The organism is Streptosporangium sp. NPDC048886, assembly GCF_055586905.1.
Genome location: NZ_JBVJHH010000004.1, coordinates 243,743 through 262,197 on the forward strand (window position 1 = coordinate 243,743; position 18,455 = coordinate 262,197).

General features: G+C 71.8%; 14 protein-coding genes and 1 pseudogene. 8 read left to right on the forward strand and 7 right to left on the reverse strand.

Annotated elements, in window-relative coordinates; genetic code table 11:
* Positions 1-170 precede the first annotated feature (170 nt).
* Positions 171-533 (reverse strand): MerR family transcriptional regulator, encoded by a 363-nt coding sequence (locus ACZ6R6_RS06865; protein ID WP_470090812.1) that lies wholly within the window; start codon positions 531-533, stop codon positions 171-173.
* 137 nt (positions 534-670) lie between these two features.
* On the opposite strand from ACZ6R6_RS06865, the gene ACZ6R6_RS06870 reads away from it, so the two are divergent.
* Positions 671-2,059: an MFS transporter gene (locus tag ACZ6R6_RS06870; RefSeq protein ID WP_470090813.1), complete on the forward strand. Its 1,389-nt coding sequence runs from the start codon at positions 671-673 to the stop codon at positions 2,057-2,059.
* 55 nt (positions 2,060-2,114) lie between these two features.
* On the opposite strand, the gene dnaE is transcribed toward ACZ6R6_RS06870, so the two are convergent.
* Positions 2,115-5,636 (reverse strand): DNA polymerase III subunit alpha, encoded by a 3,522-nt coding sequence (gene dnaE, locus ACZ6R6_RS06875; RefSeq protein ID WP_470090815.1) that lies wholly within the window; start codon positions 5,634-5,636, stop codon positions 2,115-2,117.
* 184 nt (positions 5,637-5,820) lie between these two features.
* On the opposite strand from dnaE, the gene ACZ6R6_RS06880 reads away from it, so the two are divergent.
* Positions 5,821-7,197 (forward strand): amino acid permease, encoded by a 1,377-nt coding sequence (locus ACZ6R6_RS06880; protein WP_470090816.1) that lies wholly within the window; start codon positions 5,821-5,823, stop codon positions 7,195-7,197.
* A gap of 73 nt (positions 7,198-7,270) precedes the next feature.
* Here the strand turns inward: ACZ6R6_RS06880 and ACZ6R6_RS06885 are convergent, their stop codons facing one another.
* Entirely contained in the window at positions 7,271-7,579 is a 309-nt protein-coding gene (locus tag ACZ6R6_RS06885; RefSeq protein ID WP_470090891.1) for a chorismate mutase, read from the reverse strand.
* A 123-nt stretch (positions 7,580-7,702) separates the two neighbouring features.
* Positions 7,703-8,203, reverse strand: a pseudogene (locus ACZ6R6_RS06890) (hypothetical protein); the annotation flags it as partial.
* Positions 8,204-8,518: 315 nt separating this feature from the next.
* On the opposite strand from ACZ6R6_RS06890, the gene ACZ6R6_RS06895 reads away from it, so the two are divergent.
* From ACZ6R6_RS06895 to ACZ6R6_RS06920, 6 genes are all read left to right on the forward strand, one after another.
* Positions 8,519-10,525, forward strand: coding sequence for a serine/threonine-protein kinase (locus tag ACZ6R6_RS06895; RefSeq protein WP_470090817.1), 2,007 nt, complete (start codon positions 8,519-8,521; stop codon positions 10,523-10,525).
* 49 nt (positions 10,526-10,574) lie between these two features.
* Positions 10,575-12,608: a serine/threonine-protein kinase gene (locus tag ACZ6R6_RS06900; RefSeq protein ID WP_470090819.1), complete on the forward strand. Its 2,034-nt coding sequence runs from the start codon at positions 10,575-10,577 to the stop codon at positions 12,606-12,608.
* A complete protein-coding gene (locus ACZ6R6_RS06905) occupies positions 12,605-13,450 on the forward strand; it encodes an AraC family transcriptional regulator (RefSeq protein ID WP_470090820.1) in 846 nt (281 codons plus the stop codon). The genes ACZ6R6_RS06900 and ACZ6R6_RS06905 overlap by 4 nt, the downstream gene beginning before the upstream one ends.
* A 10-nt stretch (positions 13,451-13,460) precedes the next feature.
* Positions 13,461-14,141, forward strand: coding sequence for an AzlC family ABC transporter permease (locus ACZ6R6_RS06910; protein WP_470090821.1), 681 nt, complete (start codon positions 13,461-13,463; stop codon positions 14,139-14,141).
* Positions 14,138-14,449 (forward strand): AzlD domain-containing protein, encoded by a 312-nt coding sequence (locus ACZ6R6_RS06915; protein WP_470090823.1) that lies wholly within the window; start codon positions 14,138-14,140, stop codon positions 14,447-14,449. Before ACZ6R6_RS06910 ends, ACZ6R6_RS06915 begins: the two co-directional genes overlap by 4 nt.
* Before the next feature lie 114 nt (positions 14,450-14,563).
* A complete protein-coding gene (locus ACZ6R6_RS06920) occupies positions 14,564-16,165 on the forward strand; it encodes a serine/threonine-protein kinase (RefSeq protein WP_470090824.1) in 1,602 nt (533 codons plus the stop codon).
* A gap of 111 nt (positions 16,166-16,276) precedes the next feature.
* On the opposite strand, the gene ACZ6R6_RS06925 is transcribed toward ACZ6R6_RS06920, so the two are convergent.
* The 3 genes from ACZ6R6_RS06925 to ACZ6R6_RS06935 are packed head-to-tail and all read right to left on the reverse strand — an operon-like array spanning position 16,277 to position 18,187.
* Positions 16,277-17,206, reverse strand: a complete 930-nt coding sequence (locus tag ACZ6R6_RS06925; RefSeq protein WP_470090825.1) for an RluA family pseudouridine synthase — start codon at positions 17,204-17,206, stop codon at positions 16,277-16,279.
* Positions 17,199-17,804: a signal peptidase II gene (locus tag ACZ6R6_RS06930; protein WP_470090827.1), complete on the reverse strand. Its 606-nt coding sequence runs from the start codon at positions 17,802-17,804 to the stop codon at positions 17,199-17,201. The genes ACZ6R6_RS06925 and ACZ6R6_RS06930 overlap by 8 nt, the downstream gene beginning before the upstream one ends.
* The gene (locus ACZ6R6_RS06935) at positions 17,768-18,187 is read right to left on the reverse strand and encodes a TraR/DksA family transcriptional regulator (protein WP_306857779.1); all 420 of its coding nucleotides are present in this window, start codon (positions 18,185-18,187) and stop codon (positions 17,768-17,770) included. The genes ACZ6R6_RS06930 and ACZ6R6_RS06935 overlap by 37 nt, the downstream gene beginning before the upstream one ends.
* Positions 18,188-18,455: the final 268 nt, after the last annotated feature.

Below are 18,455 nucleotides of genomic sequence, written 5' to 3' on the forward strand. Positions count from 1 at the left end.
AGCACGTCACGTCCCCCGGGGGACGCCGTGCCAAGCCGCTCACCGGCATCCTGGCAAGCGGCCAGTACGGTGTCAACGGAAGTTAGGAAGGTTTCCTAACTCTTCTCCAGCCGTCCTCCGGAAACACCCCCGCCGGGAACGCGCCCCGCGGACGCCCGGACGGGTGGCGCTCAGCCCTCGGCGCGTACGGCCTCGAGGTAGGCGGTGATGGCGTCGCGGTTCCTGGCCAGGCAGGCGATGCGCTCGTCCATGCGGTCACGCTCCTGCTCCAGGAGCGCGAGCAGCTCGGGCGTGGCGTCCGAGAACAGGATCGTGCACGGCCTGTCCAGGAACGGCAGGATCTGGCGGATGACCCGGGTGGGCAGGCCGACGTCGAGCAGGCCGCGGATCTGCTGGACCCGGTCGACCAGGCACTCGCCGTAGTCCCGGTAGCCGTTCTCCCGCCGGGCCGGGGTGATGAGCCCCTGCTCCTCGTAGTAGCGCAGGAGCCTCGTCGGGGTGTCGGTACGCCGGGAGAGCTCGCCGATGCGCATGTGACCACTCTCGATTCCGGTCCTGGACGTCGGGACTTGACCTTCACATTAATGTGAACCTTGATGATCCCGTCATGACGTGCGAGACGCCGTCTCTCGTGTCGACGACAGTCCGTGCATCCATGACAGGAAATCCCGTGAACAACGCGCCGACCTCCACCGATCCGGCGACGGTCCGCAGCCCGGCGGCCCTCGCCGTGCTCTCGGTGGCGCAGTTCCTCATCGCCCTCGACTACTCGATCGTCTATGTCGCCCTGCCCAGCCTCGCCCGTGACCTGTACCTCACCCCGGCCGTCGCCCAGTGGGTGGTCAGCGCCTACGCGGTCCTGTTCGCGGGGTTCCTGATGGTCGGGGGCCGCCTCACCGACCGGGTGGGGGCCAGGCGGCTCCTCATCGTCGCGGTCACCCTCTTCGGTGCCGCGAGCGTCGTCGGCGGCGCGGCCCAGGACGGGACGGCCCTGCTGCTCGCACGTGGCGCGCAGGGGTTCTGCACGGCGCTGCTGCAGCCGGCCGTCCTCGGTCTCATCGGGACGACCTTCCCGGCGGGGCCGTCCCGGAGCAGGGCCCTGGCGGTATGGGGCGCGGTCGGCGCGTCGGGGCTCGCCGTCGGCGTCGTCCTCGGCGGCCTGCTCACCACGGTGTCGTGGCGGCTGACGTTCTTCATCAACGTCCCGCTGACGCTGCTGTGCGCGCTGGGGGCGGCCAGGTGGTTCGGCCGGACCCACGACCGGGACCGCACGGACCGGATCCCGGTGCTCGCCTCCGTCCTCGGCACCGGCGCCATGCTCTGCCTGGTCGTGGGACTCACCCTCAGCGCCGACCAGGGCTGGGACTCGGCGCCGGCGCTCGTCTCGCTCGGCCTCGCCCTGCTGCTGTCCCTCGGGTTCGCGCTGAACGAGAACAGGCCGCGGGGCGTCCTGATCGAGCCGGTCCTGCGGCGGACCCGATCGCTCCGGACGGGGGCGGCGGCGACCGCGCTCTACATGGCGAGCGTGGGCTCGGAGTTCTACCTCGTGACCCTTCTCCTGCAGTCCACGAAGGGCTACCCGCCGTTGCAGGCGGGACTCGCCTTCCTGCCGCTCGCCGTCATGGTCACCGTCGGGAGCATGGCGGCCGGCCGCGCGGTCCGGAGGTTCAGCGCTCCGGCCGTGCTCGCCGGCGGATTCGGCACGGCCGCCGCCGGTCTCGGCTGGCTCTCCTTCGCCCTGCACGGAGACTCCTACGTCGCCGACCTGCTCGGCGGACTGATCGCCAGCGGCTTCGGGCACGGGGTCATCTACACCTCGATGTTCGTCATCGGCACCCGGGACGTGCCTTCCGAGCACCAGGGCACCGCCGGAGCGCTGCTGACGACCTCCCAGTATCTCTCGGCGGCCGTGACGGTCGCCGTCCTCACGCTCGTGCTCGGCGCGTCGCCGGACGACGGGAGCTTCCGGGCGGCTTTCCTGATCACCACCGCGGCCGCGGCGGCCGGGGCCGTCCTGGCAGCGGTACGGCGCCGCCGGCTCGCGCCCGCCGGGCGGTGAGGGAGACCGGTCGCGGCCGGTCCCCCGCACCGGCCGGGGCGGCCGGTCTCCGGGCTCAGGCCCCCAGGCAGGCGGGGCCCAGCAGCTGCTTCAGGTCGCCCATCAGCGCCGGGGAGGGCGCCACCCGCAGGCGGTCGTCCAGGCGGACGACGGTGGTCTTCGGGCCGTTGTGCACCTGGAGGTGGACCTCGGTGGTGCCGGGGTGGGCGGTCAGGACCTCCTTGAGGCGGCCGACCACCGGAGGGGTGCAGCGGGTGAGGGGGAGGCTGACCGCTAGGGGGCCGCCGCTCTCGCGCGTCAGGTCGGGGGCGGTCACCTCCATGGCGATGATCTTCCCGACGTCCTCGCGCTTGTCCAGGCGGCCCTTGACGAAGACGATGGCGTCCTCGGCCAGGACTGTCGCGCAGAGCTGGTACGCCGAGGGGAAGATCATCACCTCGATGGCGCCCTCCAGGTCCTCCAGCATGGTCAGGACCCAGGTGTCGCCCTTCTTGGTGACCTTGCGCTGGACGCCGCTCAGGATGCCGCCCACCGTGACGATCTGGCCGTCGGGGCGGTTCTCGTCCTGGAGCGCGGCGACCGAACAGTCGGCGCCGGAGGCGAGGATGTGCTCCACGCCGAAGAGCGGGTGGTCGGAGACGTAGAGGCCGAGCATCTCCCGCTCGAACTGGAGCAGGGTGGTCTTGTCCCACTCGCCGGGCGGGATCTGCACGTCGAAGGTCTGGTCCTCGGCGCCCTCGATGGCCCCGAACAGGGAGTCCTGTCCCTGCGCCTCGTTCTTCTTGATGCCGATGATGCTGTCGACGGCCTGCTCGTGGACCATCACCAGGCCCTTGCGCTCGTGCGCGAACGAGTCGAAGGCCCCCGCCTTGATCAGCGACTCGATGACCCGCTTGTTGCAGACCACCATCGGGACCTTGCGCAGGAAGTCCTTGAAGTCGGCGAAGCGGGTCTTCTCCTTGCGCGCGGCGATGATCCCGTCGACCACGTTGCCGCCGACGTTGCGGATGGCCGACAGGCCGAACCGGACGTCGGTGCCGCGCGGGGTGAAGTCGAAGTCGGAGTCGTTGACATCCGGCGGGAGCACCTTGATGCCCATGCGCCGGCACTCGTTGAGGTAGAGGGCCGACTTGTCCTTGTCGTCCTTGACCGAGGTCAGCAGGCCGGCCATGTACTCGGCCGGGTAGTTGGCCTTGAGGTAGCCGGTCCAGTAGCAGACCAGGCCGTAGGCGGCGGTGTGGGCCTTGTTGAAGGCGTAGTCGGAGAAGGGGAGCAGGATGTCCCACAGGGCCTTGATCGCGGCGGCCGAGTAGCCGTTGTCCTTCATGCCCTGCTCGAAGAACTCGTACTGCTTGTCCAGCTCCGACTTCTTCTTCTTGCCCATCGCGCGGCGCAGCAGGTCGGCCTTGCCGAGGGAGAACCCGGCGACCTTCTGCGCGATGGCCATGACCTGCTCCTGGTAGACGATCAGACCGTAGGTCGTGTCGAGGATCTCCTTGAGCGGTTCCTCCAGCTCGGGATGGATCGGGGTGATCTCCTGCTGGCCGTTCTTGCGCATCGCGTAGTTGGTGTGGGAGTTGGCTCCCATCGGGCCCGGCCGGTAGAGCGCGAGCGCCGCCGAGATGTCCTCGAAGTTGTCGGGACGCATCAACCGCAGCAGCGAGCGCATGCCGCCGCCGTCGACCTGGAACACGCCCAGGGTGTCACCGCGGGCCAGCAGCTCGTAGGTCTTGGCGTCGTCGAGGGGCAGGTCGAGCAGGTCGATCTTGGTGCCGGTGTTGGCCTCGATGGCGTTCAGGCAGTCGTCGATGATCGTGAGGTTGCGCAGGCCCAGGAAGTCCATCTTGAGCAGGCCGAGCGTCTCGCAGGTCGGGTAGTCGAACTGCGTGATGATCACGCCGTCGGAGTCGCGGCGCATGATCGGGATGTAGTCGGTCAGCACCTCCGAGGACATGATCACGCCGGCGGCGTGCACGCCGGTCTGCCGGATCAGGCCCTCCAGGCCCCTGCCCAGGTCGATGGCCGACTTGACGTCGACGTCCTCGTCGTACAGCTTGCGCAGCTCACCGGCCTCGTTGTAGCGCGGGTGGTCCTTGTCGAAGATGCCCGACAGCGGGATGTCCTTGCCCATCACCGCGGGCGGGAACGCCTTGGAGACCTTGTCGCCCAGCGCGTACGGGTGGCCGAGGACGCGGGCGGCGTCCTTGATGGCCGCCTTCGCCTTGATGGTGCCGAAGGTGGCGATCATGGCGACCTTGTCGGCGCCGTACTTCTCGGTCACGTAGCGGATCACGTCGCCGCGCCGGCGCTCGTCGAAGTCGATGTCGACGTCGGGCATGGAGACGCGGTCGGGGTTGAGGAACCGCTCGAAGATCAGGCCGTGCGGCAGCGGGTCGAGGTCGGTGATGCCCAGCGCGTACGCCGCCAGCGAGCCGGCCGCCGAGCCACGGCCCGGACCGACCCGGATGCCGTTGTTCTTGGCCCACATGATGAAGTCGGCGACCACGAGGAAGTAGGAGGGGAACCCCATCTGCAGGATGACGTCCATCTCGAAGTCGATCTGCCTGCGGTGCTCGTCGTCGATGCCCTGGGGGAAGCGGCGCTCCATGCCCCGCTGGATCTCCTTGCGGAACCAGCTCTCCTCGGTCTCCCCCTCGGGCACCGGGAAGGTCGGCATCAGGTTCTTGAAGCCGAACATGCCGGTCGGGTCGACCTTCTCGGCGACCAGCAGCGTGTTGCGGCAGCCCTCGGCCCACAGGTCGGAGGAGTCGACCGCGCGCATCTCGTCGGCGGACTTGATGTAGTAGCCGCTGCCGTCGAAGCGGAACCGCTCGGGGTCGGACAGCTGCTTGCCGGTCTGGATGCACAGCAGCGCGTCGTGGGAGGTCGCGTCCGACTCGTAGGTGTAGTGGGAGTCGTTGGTGACCAGCGGCGGGATGTCGAGCTCCCGGGAGATGCGGGTCAGGCCGTCGCGGACCCGGCGCTCGATGTCGAGCCCGTGGTCCATGATCTCCAGGTAGTAGTTGTCCTTGCCGAACAGCTCCTGGAACTTCGCCGCCGCCGCGAGCGCCTCGTCGTACTGGCCCAGGCGCAGCCGGGTCTGCACCTCGCCCGACGGGCAGCCGGTCGTGGCCATCAGCCCCTCGGCGTGCTCGGCGAGGGTCTCGGCGTCCATCCGGGCCCACTTGCGCACGAAGCCCTCGGTGTAGGCGCGCGAGGAGAGCTTCATCAGGTTGCTCAGACCCTTGGCGTTCTTCGCCCAGATCGTCATGTGGGTGTAGTAGCCACCCGCCGACACGTCGTCCCGCTTCTGGTGCGGCTCGCCCCACAGCACCGGCTTCTTCTGGTGCCGGGAGGCGGGGGCGACGTAGGCCTCGATGCCGATGACCGGCTTGATCCCGGCCCCGGTGGCCTGCTTGTAGAAGTCGTAGGCACCGTGCATGTTGCCGTGGTCGGTGATCGCGATGGCGGGCATGCCCAGGTCGCCGACCTGTTTGAACATCTGCTTCAGGCGAGCGGCCCCATCGAGCATGGAGTACTCGGTGTGAACGTGAAGATGCACAAACGAGTCGGACATGCGGCCTCGTTCCTCCCCCTAGTCGCGTGTCGGCGTGGGAAGCCTACGCGTGTTTGCCCCCCGCTGTGGCCCCCCGTGGCCACACACTTCGCCACCTTTCGCAGCGCCTGCCGTCGAGCACCCGGAGTGACGATCGGCTACTTTGGGTAATGATGTTTCCGGGGCGGGCACACAGGGGGAACGCGTGAAGACCGACGAGGGCTACAGCCACGCGCTCGGCAACCGCCAGGTGCAGATGATCGCGATCGGCGGCGCGATCGGCGTCGGGCTGTTCCTCGGGTCCGGCGGACGGCTCCAGGCCGCCGGTCCGGCGCTGGTGCTGTCGTACGCGGCCGCCGGGCTCGCGGCCTTCTTCGTCATGCGGGCCCTGGGCGAGCTGGTCCTCTACAAGCCGACCTCGGGCTCATTCGTAGACTACGCCGCCGACTTCGTCGGACCGTGGGCGGCCTTCGCCAGCGGCTGGATGTACTGGATCAACTGGGCCTTCACCGGCATCGCCGAGCTGACCGCGATCTCCATCTACGTGCACCTGTGGGCCCCGCAGTTCCCCCGATGGCTCACCGCCCTCATCGCGTTGGCGTTCGTGCTGGCCGTCAACCTGCTGTCGGTGCGCCTGTTCGGCGAGCTGGAGTTCTGGTTCGCGCTGCTCAAGGTCCTGGCGATCTGCGCGTTCCTGGTGACCGGGCTGGTGCTGGTGATCTTCGGGATGGGCCTGGGCGGCAGCACCGCGGGGGTGGGCAACCTCGCCGCCCACGGCGGCTTCGCCCCCAACGGGTTCCCGGTGGTGCTGATGAGCCTCCAGTCGGTGATCTTCGCCTACTCCTCGATCGAGCTGGTCGGCATCGCCGCGGGAGAGACGAAGAACGCCAGGGAGGTGCTGCCCAGGGCGATCAACGGCGTGATCTGGCGGATCATGATCTTCTACGTCGGCTCCGTCCTGCTGCTGGCGATGGTCCTGCCGTGGACCGCCTACGGCCCGGCCCAGTCCCCGTTCGTGACGGTCTTCGCCGCGCTCGGCGTCCCCTGGGCCGCCGACGCCATGAACCTGATCGTCATCACCGCGGCCCTGTCGTCGTGCAACTCCGGCCTCTACTCCACCGGCCGGATCCTGCGCGCCATGGCCGTCAAGGGCGAGGCCCCCGCCTTCGCCGGGCTGCTCAGCTCCCGCCAGGTCCCCTACGGGGGCATCCTCCTCACGGCGGCGGTGTTCGTCGCCGGGGTCGTCCTCTACTACTACGTGCCGGAGCGGGCCTTCAACATCGCCACCGCGATCGCCTCCCTGGGCGTGATCACCACCTGGGGCACCCTGGTCTTCTGCCAGATCCGGCTGCGCCGCGCCGCCGAGCGGGGCCTGCTCGAACGCCCCGCCTTCCGGATGCCGGGCGCACCGTACACCGGCTGGTCCACCCTGGCCTTCCTCGCGCTGGTGGTGCTGCTCATGCCGTTCGCCGACGCCGACCAGCGCATCGCCTTCTTCTGCGTCCCGCTGCTGGCCGCCGCCATCGCGGCGGGCTGGCGGATCGTCGACGCACGCCGCGGCACCGAGATGCTCTTCGACTGACGGCGTCCGGGCGCGCCGCGGCGCGGGCGCCCGGCGCCGCGCGGCCGCCGTCGGGCCCGCGGCGGGCACGGGGTCAGTCCCGACCGGCCGCCCTGCGCTCCTCGGCCAGGTGCAGCCCCGCCTCGATCACGGCGTTCATGATGGGCGCCAGCCGCGCCTCGCCCAGGGTGGGGGCGCGGCGGGCCATCTCGGCGACCAGGCGGCGCTCGCGGTCCATGTCGCGGCCGGCGAAACCGCCGACGGGCTTGAGGCTCTGGATGACCCCGGCGAGCTCGGCGCGGCGTTCGAGCAGGACGGCCAGGGCCGCGTCGACGCGGTCGACGGCGCCCCGGGCGGCCAGGACGGAGTCGGGGGTCTCGCGGCGGGTGAGCGCGCCGACGATCCGCACGGCCTCCTGGGCGGCGAGGACGGCCCGCTCGGCGGCGTCGGGGGCCAGGAGCAGGCCGTCGGCCCCGGCGGCGACCGCCGCGGCGGCCAGCGCGGGATCCCCGCCGAGGTCGGCCAGCACGGGGCGGCCGGACCTCTCCCGGGCGGCGCGCATCAGGGTCAGGTCGAGGGTCACCCCGGCCAGGTGGGTGCGGCTGCCGCTCTCGCAGAGCACGACCCGGTCGTTGCCCTCGGCCACACAGTAGTCGGCGATGGCCAGCCACTCCTCCAGGGTCGCGGCCGGGCCGCGCTGGACGACCACGGGCAGGCCCAGCCGGGCGACCGCGCGGACGAGCTGGAAGTCCTGCATCCAGGCCGCGCCGACCACCACGCCGTCGGCGTCGGCGAGGATCTCCGGCAGGTCTCCCGCCGAGAACGGCTCCACCAGGATCGGCCCGGCCCACTCGGCGCGGACCGCCGCCACGGCCTCGGCCGCCGGCACCCGTCCGTGGTGGTCGCGCAGGCTGATCCAGCGGGCGTCCGCCCCCGGGCCGCCGATCACCACTGCCGGTCCGGCCCCCACCGTGAGCGTCCCCAGCTTCACGGCTCCGCGCTCCAGGTGTGCGGTCAACAACGACATCTCGGCTCCTCATGCTCAGCCGGCGCACATCCGCGAGCCGGCGAATCGTAAGAAACAAAAAAGGCAGAGAACGTGTCTCTGCCTCGTGCCGGCTCCGGGTGGTCGCTAGATCACACTGTCACGACCGGCCCTCCGGAGCCGGCTCGATAAACGCGAAATAGCAAGTCATGGGATCGACGATAGGCCATCTCCCCACCGGGCGCCACCTGTTGGACAGCACGTCTCGAATCGTGGACACCCGGGTCTCGCGAGAGTCGATCACCCTTCCCGGCCTATGAGAGTATTCGGGGGTTTAGAAAGGGGTAGGTGCGGTTGATGGCCGAAGCACAGTCTTCTGAGGGACGTCGCATTGCCGCCCGCTACCACCTGCGCGAGCCCATCGGCCGGGGTGGCATGGGCATCGTCTGGCGGGCCCACGACGAGCTCCTCGACCGGGAGGTCGCGGTCAAGGAGGTCCGCTACGCCGACATGCTCGGCGAGGACAACCAGGAAGACTTCAACCGGCGCACCAAGCGCGAGGCGCGGGCCGCCGGTCGGCTGACGCACCCGAACGTGGTGGTCGTCCACGACGTGGTCGAGGAGGACGGGCGCCCCTGGATCGTCATGCAGCTCGTGGAGTCCCGCTCGCTCGGCAAGGTCCTGCGCCAGGACGGGCCGCTGCGGCCCGAGCGGGTGGCCGAGATCGGGCTCCAGGTGCTGGAGGCGCTGCGCGCCGCGCACGCGCAGGGGGTGCTGCACCGGGACGTCAAGCCGGAGAACGTGCTGCTGGCCGACGACGGCCGGGTGGTGCTGACCGACTTCGGCATCGCGACGCTGGAGGCCGAGACCGCGCTGACCATGACCGGGATCGCGGGCACGCCCGCGTTCATCCCGCCGGAGCGGATCAAGGGGGCCAGCGCGCAGCGCGAGTCGGACCTGTGGTCCCTCGGGGCGACGCTGTACGCGGCCGTGGAGGGCAAGCCGCCGCACGAGCGGGGCGGGGCGCTGCCGACCATGCACGCCGTGCTGAACGACGAGCCGGAGCCCCCGGTCCGCGCGGGACGGCTGCTGACCACGGTGCTCGACGGGCTGCTGCGCAAGGACCCGGCCCAGCGCATGTCCTACGACGAGGCCGCGCGCCTGCTGCGCGAGGTGGCCGAGGGCGGCCGGCAGCGGACCCCCAAGCCCGCCAAGACCGCCGTCATGCCCGCCGTGACCACCTCGGCGACGGCCGAGACCGACCCCGGGATCAGATACGAGCCCGAGGGCTTCCCCGCGACCGGGGTGAAGCTGGAGCCCGCCGTGCCGGCCCCCGCCAAGGGCTCGCCGCCCGCCGCGCCGGCACCGCGCGAGCCCGCCGCGAAAGTGCGGCAGGAGCCCGCCCCCACGCCGGCTCCCAAGCCCGTCCCCACACCGGCTCCCAAGCCCGCCCCCAGGCCCGTCTCCCGACCGGCCCCCCAGACGAGACGCGAGCCCTTCCCGCCGGCACGGCCGGAACCCGCGCCCGAGCCGGTCCCCGCGCCCAGGCCCGAGCCGGTCGCGCCCGTCCCGCCGGCACGCCGGGAGCCCGGCACCGCCTCCCGGCCCGCACCGGCCTCCACGCCGATGGAGAGTTACCGCTCCACCTCGCCGACGATGTTCTCGCGAGGCCCCCGGTCGCAGGTCAAACGGGGCCTGCTGGTGATCGTGCCCGCGGTCCTGGTCGTCGGCGCGGTCGCCGGCTGGCTGGGGATGCGCAGCCGCGAGTCGGACGCCTCGCCGACCCCGCACGCGGGCAGGCCGACCACGGCGGCGGGAACGGCCAAGGCGACAGCGGAGGCCACCCCCTCCGTCTCCGAAAGTCCCGCCCCCAGTCCCGCCAAGACCGAGGAGAAGGACAAGGAGAAGGAGAAGGACAAGTCGAAGCTCCCCGACGGCTGGCACATGCACAAGGACGGCAACGGCTTCTCCATCGGCCTGCCCAAGGGCTGGAAGGTGGACAAGCGCCCGGGCCAGCAGGTCTGGTTCCGCGGGTCCGACCGCAGGAGCTTCGTGTTCGTCGAATACGTCGACAAGGCCGGTCCCGACCCGAAGCAGGACTGGTACAACGGAGAGCGGGCCAGCCGGGGGAACTTCCCCGGCTACGAGCGGATCCGGATCGAGAAGGTCGACTACATGGAGAAGGCCGCCGACTGGGAGTTCACCTGGAACACGAGCTCGGGCAAGGCCCGGGTGCTCAACCGGGGGTTCGTGACCAAGGGCGGCCGGGGCTACGCGATCTACTGGCACACCCCGGCCGAGGACTGGAAGAAGAACATGCACCTTTTCGAGGGATTCGCTCAGACCTTCTCGTCGAAAAAGTGAGACCCGCCCCGACCGGCTACGATTCGTGGGTTTGGGAGGGGCGAGGAGAATGACCGAACGGAAGGTGGCGGGCCGGTATCGCCTGCTCGAACCCATCGGCGAGGGCGGGATGGGCGTCGTCTGGCGTGCCCACGACGAGCTTCTCGACCGGGTCGTGGCGGTCAAGGAGGTCCGCTACCGCGGGGTCGACGAGGCCGCGCGCACGGACCTGAACCGGCGGACGATCCGGGAGGCCCGGACCGCCGGGCGGCTCGACCACCCGTCCGTGATCATCGTGCACGACGTGGTCGAGGAGGAGGGCCGGCCCTGGATCGTCATGCAGATGGTCCGGTCGCGCTCGCTGGGCGAGGTCGTCCGCGCGGAGGGGCCGCTGACGCCCGAGCGGGTGGCCTCGGTCGGGCTGCAGGTGCTGGGCGCCCTGCTGGCCGCGCACGCCGCCGGAGTGCTGCACCGGGACGTCAAGCCGGAGAACGTGCTGCTGGCCGACGACGGCCGGGTCGTGCTGACCGACTTCGGGATCGCCTCGATGACGCAGGAGACCGGGATCACCCGGACGGGCGCGATGGTCGGCACCCCCGCCTTCCTGCCCCCGGAACGGCTCCACGGGCTGGCGGCCACCCCCGAGTCGGACCTGTGGTCCCTCGGGGCGACGCTGTACGCGGCCCTGGAGGGGCGTCCGCCGTTCGAGCGGGCCACGGCCGCGGCGACGATGATGGCCGTCCTCCACGGCGAGCCCAGCCCCATGGCGCACAGCGGTCCCCTGGCCGTCGCCATCCTCGGCCTGATGGCCAAGGACCCCGCCACCCGGATGACCGCCGAGCAGGCCACGCCCCTGCTCACCCGCGCGGCCGCGGGCCCGGCCACCGGGCACCCCGGCCCGGCGTCCGCGCACGCCGACACGCCATCCTCCTATCCCGGCCCGGCGTCCCCCTACTCCGGCCACCCCGGCCCCGTCCCCACGCACGCCGACGCGGGGCACCGCTCCGACCGGCCGTCCCATCCGGCGCACCCCTTCCCTCCGGACGGCCCGGCGCACCACGGCGGTCCTCCGTACGGCGCGCAGCGCCCGCACGGAGGGCAGCCGCCGTATCCGGCGGGAGCGGCACCGGGCGGATGGCCGCCGTGGCACGCCGGACAGCCGTCACGTCCGGGAGACCAGCCGCACCACCCCGGCGACCCGCTGCACCACGCGGGCGACCCGGCGTGGCCGTCCCACCGGAGCGGCTCCACGCCCGCGGAGCAGCCGCCTCACCGCGGCGAGCCCACCCTCGCCGGGCAGCCGCCCCACCCGGACGGCCGGGCCTGGCCGTCGCACCGCGACGCCCCCACCCACGCCGGGCAGCCCTACCTCGACGATCCGGCGTATCCGGGGCGGTGGCCGCACGAGGAGCGGCCCGCCGCCGCCCCGCCCGCCCCCGCGGCGCGGCGGCCGCGGGCGGCGCGGATGGCGCTCGCCGCCGGGGTGCCCGCGCTCGCGGTCACACTCGGGGTGGGAGGCTGGCTGGTGCTCCGGGGCCAGGACGGCACGGCATCGCCCACGCCGACGGCCACGGCCGCGGTCACCACCGGGCCGACCACCCCGGCCGAGCCCTCCAAGACGCCCCGTGCGACCCCCACCCCGTCCGGCCGCCCGTCCCAGGCGCTCCCGGCGGGCTGGCGGCTCCACCGCGACCCGCTGGGCTTCACCGTCGCGATCCCCAGGGACTGGGCCGTCAAGCGGTTCTCCGGCCGCGACAGGGTCGAGTTCCGGCCTCCCGGCAGAAACGGCTTCCTGTGGATCGAGTCGACCGAGGACCCCGAGAAGGACCCGGTCAGGCACTGGGAGAAGGTGGAGAAAGGCGGGCTGGCCAAGAACGTCTGGCCGGGCTACGAGCGGATCGGCATCACCGCGCTGAGATACCGCGGCCTGCCGGCCGCCGACTGGGAGTTCACCTACCTGAAGGACAAGGTCAGGATGCGCGTCCTGGACCGGGGCTTCCGCACGTCTACGGGCCGTCCGTACGCGATCTACTGGGAGGGCCCCGACGACGGCAGGTCGAACCGGACGTTCTTCGACAGGTTCACCGAGACCTTCCGGCCGTGACCGAGCGGGAGGCGGCGCGCTTCTGGCGCAGTCCGGGGCTGCCGGGGGTGGACCTGCTCAAGGCCAGGTACGTCACCCACCGGTTCTCCCGGCACGTGCACGACGGCTACGCGATCGGGGTGATCCTGTCCGGGGTCGAGGAGTTCGACTACCGGGGCGCCCGGCACCGCGCGGGTGCGGGCAACCTGGTCCTGGTCAACCCCGAGCACGTGCACACCGGCCAGGCGGGCGAGCCCGGCGGCTGGGCCTACCGGATGCTCTACCCGTCGATCGAGGTCATGGCGGACATCGCCGCGGAGCTGGCGGCCGGGCGCGGCACGCCGCACTTCCCCGAGCCCGTCGTCTCCCACCCGCACGCCACCGCGCTGCTGCGGGCCGCGCACGACGCCGCCGAGCACGGCGACGGCCTGGCCTCCTCCACGCTCGCCCGCACGGCCTTCGGCGCCCTGCTCAGGCAGCACGCCGTCCGCCGTACGGCGGACGCACGGCCCGCCAGGGAGGACCGGGCCGTACGGCGGGCGCGGGAGATCCTGCACGAACGGCTCGTCGACCCGCCCACGCTGGAGGACCTGGCGCGGGCCGTACAGGCGAAGCCCTTCGCTCTGATCCGGGCCTTCAAGGCGGTCACGGGCCTGCCCCCGCACGCCTATCTCAACACGCTCCGGGTCCGGCGGGCCCGAGGGCTGCTCGACTCCGGCACATCGGCCGCGCAGGTCGCCACCGACGTGGGTTTCACCGATCAGGCCCACCTGACCAGGCACTTCAAGCGGATCGTGGGTGTGCCGCCCGGGGCCTACCAGCGTGCAGGAACGTACAAGACCGGGGTCAGAAACCGGACATAACCTCGTTCCCATGGATACAACCACTCGTTCCTCAGCGGTCAGGGACGGACTGGGCGTGGGGATCGCCGTGGGACTGTCGGGAGTGGCGTTCGGCGCCGCCGCGGTCACCGCCGGCCTGAGCGTCGCGCAGGCGTGCGTGCTGAGCCTGTTCGCCTTCACCGGCGCCTCGCAGTTCGCCATGGTCGGCGTCGTCGCCGGCGGCGGCAACCTGGTGGCGGGCACCGCGGGCGCGCTGCTCCTGGGAGTCCGCAACGGCCTGTACGGCCTGCGCATGTCCGACCTGCTCGCGGCCCAGGGCTGGCGCAGGCTCCCGATGGCCCACGGCGTGATCGACGAGACGGCCGCGGTGGCCCTGGCCCAGCCCGACGGGCGCTCCGCCCGGACCGGTTTCCTCGTCACGTTCGTCAGCCTCTACCTGACGTGGAACGTCACCACCCTGCTCGGCGCGGCGGGCGCCTCCCAGGTGACCGACCCGGCGGTGTTCGGCCTGGACGCGGTGGGCCCGGCGACGTTCGTGGCCATCCTGTGGCCCCGGCTCACCGGCGGCGGCCCGGAGACCCGCGCGCTGCGGCTGATCGCCGGCGGCGGTGCGGCGATCGCGCTGGCCACGACGCCGTTCACCCCGCCGGGCGTGCCCGTGCTGATCGCGGCGGTCGCCGTGCTCGCCGTGATCCTGAGGAGGCCGAAGTGACTGTCTGGTGGGCGATCGTGATCACCTGCGCGGGCTGCTACGCGCTGAAGCTCGCCGGGCTGTCGGCTCCGCGCCAGGTGCTCGACCATCCGACCGTGCAGCGTTTCGCAGCGTTGGTCCCGGTGGCTCTGCTGGCCGCGCTGATCGCGGTGCAGACCTTCGCGCACGGGCAGCAACTGCACTTCGACCTGCCCCGCACCGCCGGGCTGGGGGCGGCCGTGGCGGCGCTGCTGCTGCGCGCGCCCTTCCTGGTGGTACTCGCGACGGCGGCCGTCGTCACGGCCGCGCTGCGTCATGTCCTGAGCTGATCTCGGCGGAGACCGCCTGACATGACGGCAGATCCGTGGTCGATTGTGGATCACTGGGGGTGTCTGCGTAAAGCGTCCGGAATGTCAGAGCAAATCCTGGGTACTCGGCAGCTCATGACCGACTCTCAGGGGATCATCGGCGCTCGGTACCGGCTGCTGGAACACATCGGCCGAGGAGGGATGGGCACGGTCTGGCGGGCGCGGGACGAGGTGCTCGGCAGGGACGTGGCGGTCAAGGAGGTCATCCCCTCTCCCGACCTGACCGGTCCCGAACGCGAGGTCTTCACCGTACGGACGCTCAGGGAGGCCCGCGCCGCCGGGCGGATCGGCCATCCGGGCGTCGCGACGGTCTACGACGTGATCGAGGAGCACGGGCGCCCGTGGATCGTGATGCAGCTCGTGGACTCCCGCACGCTCGGGGCCGTGGTCCGGGAGGACGGGCCGCTGCCGCCGGCGCGGACGGCGCAGATCGGGTTGGAGGTGCTCGGCGCGCTGCTCGCCGCGCACCAGGCGGGTGTGCTGCACCGGGACGTCAAGCCCGACAACGTGCTGTTGTCGAAGGACGGGCGGGCGGTGCTGACCGACTTCGGCATCGCGGTGCTCGAGGGCGACTCGTCGGTGACCAGGACCGGCGCCCTCATCGGCACCCCGGCGTTCATCGCGCCGGAGCGGGCGAGCGGGGGCCCGGCGGAGTTCGCCTCCGACCTGTGGTCGCTGGGCGTGACGCTCTACATGGCGGTCGAGGGACGGTCCCCCTTCGAACGCGCCCACCCGCTGGCGACGCTCAGCGCGGTCATGCACGAGGAGCCGGCCCCGCTGAGGTTCGCCGGGTCGCTGGGGCCGGTGATCTCCGGTCTGCTCCGCAAGGACCCGGCGCAGCGCATGTCCGCCCAGGAGGTGCAGATCCACCTGCGGGCGATCGTGAACGGGACCGAGCCGCAGCCCACCATGCCGATCGTGCTCCCGGCCCCGGCCCCGGCCCCGACTCCGGCGCCCGCCCCGGCCGCAGCGCCGGTCGCGGTCCCGGCCGGGGCGCCCGCGCCGGGGCCCGATCCACTGGTGGCCGCCGGGAGGCGCCGGCGGCGGCCGGCCGTCGCGGCCCTGGCGGCGACGGCGGTCGCCGCCGTCCTGACCTCGGGCGGGGCCGCCTGGGTGGCCCTGAACTCCGCTCCCACGCAGCCGGTGAAGGGGCCCACCTCCGCGAGCGTCCCCGCCGAGAAGGACACCCCGGACAAGAACACCGAGCAGGCGAGACTGCCCACGGAGAAGAAACCCTCACCGGCCAGGACGGGCAGCGGCCACCACCAGCCCTCCGCCCGTCCCACGACTCCGGAGCAGCCCCGGCGGAGCAGCCCCTCCCCGTCGGACGGGCCGACGGGGGACAGGCCCGGGGACGGCTCCGGGAAGGGCTCCAAGGACGACTCGGGCAAGGACTCCGGCAAGGGTTCCAAGGACGACTCGGGCAAGGACTCCGAGCAGGACTCCGGCAAGAAGCCCGGCAAGGACTCCCAGGACGCCCCCGACGACGGCTCCGGCCAGGAGCAGGGGCAGGGGCCCGGCGACGGCGCGGGCGAGAGCTCCGGCGGCACCTCCGGAGACGACGCCACCCAGGACCAGAGCCAGGAAGGGACCGAGCAGGTCGCCTTCGGGGGCGGGACGGACGCCCCCGGCAAGGTCAGCGGCAAAGCCGCCAAGAAGGCCGCCAAGGACAAGTAGCCGCCACCACGGCGGACAGCACCACCGCGGACAGCACCACCGCGGACAGCACCACCGCGGACGCCACCACAACGGGCGGCGCTACGGCGGGCGGCGCTACGGCGGGCGGCGCTACGACTCGCTGCCGACGACCTCCAGCGCGTGGGCCAGGTCGTCCGGGTAGTCGGTGGTGAAGGAGACCCACTCACCCGTCGCGGGATGCTCGAAGGCCAGCGAGACCGCGTGCAGCCACTGCCGGGTCACGCCCAGGCGCGCGGCCAGCGTGGGGTCCGCGCCGTACATCATGTCACCGACGCACGGGTGACGCAGCGCCGACATGTGGACCCGGATCTGGTGGGTCCGGCCGGTCTCCAGCTTGATGTCCAGCAGTGACGCCGCCCGGAACGCCTCGATCGTGTCGTAGTGGGTGACCGACTCCTTGCCCCCGGCCACGACCGCGAAGCGGCCGTCCCCGGAGGGATGGCGGTCGATCGGCGCGTCGACGGTGCCGCGCAGCGGGTCGGGGTGCCCCTGGACCAGCGCGTGGTAGCGCTTGTCGACCGTGCGCTCCTTGAAGGCCCGCTTCAGGTTCGAGTAGGCGTGCTCGCTCTTGGCCACGACCATGGCGCCGGTGGTGTTGGCGTCCAGGCGGTGCACGATGCCCTGCCGCTCGGCGGCGCCGCTGGTCGCCACCCGGTGCCCGGTGCCGAGCAGGCCGCCGATCACGGTCGGCCCGGTCCAGCCGGTGGTCGGGTGGGCGGCCACGCCGATGGGCTTGTTGACGACCACGATGTCGTCGTCCTCATAAATGATCTTCATGCCGGGGACCGGCTCCGCGACCGGCATCGGCGCGGTGGGCGGCGGCGGCAGGGTGACCTCCAGCCACGCGCCCCCGTGGACCCGGTCGGACTTGGCCGCCGTCGAGCCGTCCACCAGCACGTCGCCGGAGACGATCAGCTCGGCCGCGCGGGTCCGTGAGAACCCGAACAGCCGGGACAGGGCGGCGTCGAGGCGCTCGCCCTCCAGCCCGTCGGGGACGGGGAGACTCCGCTGCTCAGCCATTGTTCTTCTGCTCCCCCGTGTCGCGTGTGCCGTCGATCTGGTAACCCCGCCAGGCGAGGAAGACGGCCAGGATGCCGCCGCAGACGATCGCCGAGTCCGCCACGTTCCAGACCGGGAAGTGGCCGGGGAAGGTCTCGATGAAGTCGACCACGTGCCCCTGGAACGGCGAGGGCCGCCCGAAGCCCGAGGGCCAGCGCAGGAGCCGGTCGGTCAGGTTGCCGAGCGCCCCGCCGAGCATCAGCCCCAGCGTGACGGCCCACGGCAGGCTGCGCAGGTTGCGGGCGGTGCGCAGGATGGCGATCACCACACCGGCCGCGACGAACGTGAAGACGATCGTCATGCCCGTGCCGATGCTGAACGCGGCCCCGGAGTTGAAGATCACCCGGAACTGGAGCAGCCCGGGGATGACGACGAACGGCTCCTTGCCCTCAAGGGTCCTCAGCACGACCGTCTTGGTGATCAGGTCGAGGAGGTAGACGATCGGTACGATCGTCGCCAGGACGGCGATCCGCCGCGCTCGGGCCGGGGCGGCCGCGACCGCCCCGGCGACGGTGCCGTCCGTCAGCGGCGCTCCTCCCGCTGCTTGCAGGCCACGCACAGCGTCGCCCTCGGGAACGCCTGAAGGCGCTCCTTGCCGATCGGCTTGTGGCACGATTCGCACACTCCGTAGGTTCCCGCGTCGATCCGGGCGATCGCCCGCTCGTTCTGCGCGACCAGGTCGCGCGAATTCAGGGTAAGGGCGATCTCGCGTTCCCGTTCATACGTGCGGGCCCCGGCGTCCGCCTGGTCGTCTCCGGCACCGTCCGTCACATCGCTCGACGCGATCTCGGTCTCGGCCTTGGCGATCTCCTGGTTCAGCTCCTCGATCTCCGTGGCCAGCCGCTCGCGGACCTCCGCGAGCTCCTTGGCCGACCAGGTGACGACGGTACTGTCCTCTGACGGCGCTACCGCGCTCTCGTCTGCGCGTACAGTCGCGGCCATGTCGGCCTCCTTGCTCGATCGGACCGTATCCAATGTGGTAAACGGTGCGGGCAGCTTAGGTCTCCCATAACAGAACGGCAAACGACCCGCCGTGATGTTTACCACTCCCGTAACATCCGGCTCCTTCCTCGGGATTCCCGCGCTCCGCCGATCGCCGGAAGTGCCGATATCGGGAAGCTTCGAGCAGGCCCGTGCGTTATCGTTTGAGTTCGCAAGGCGTTGATGGGGACAACTACCTCCGTGCCCCTCGCACGAGCGACCCGGGGAT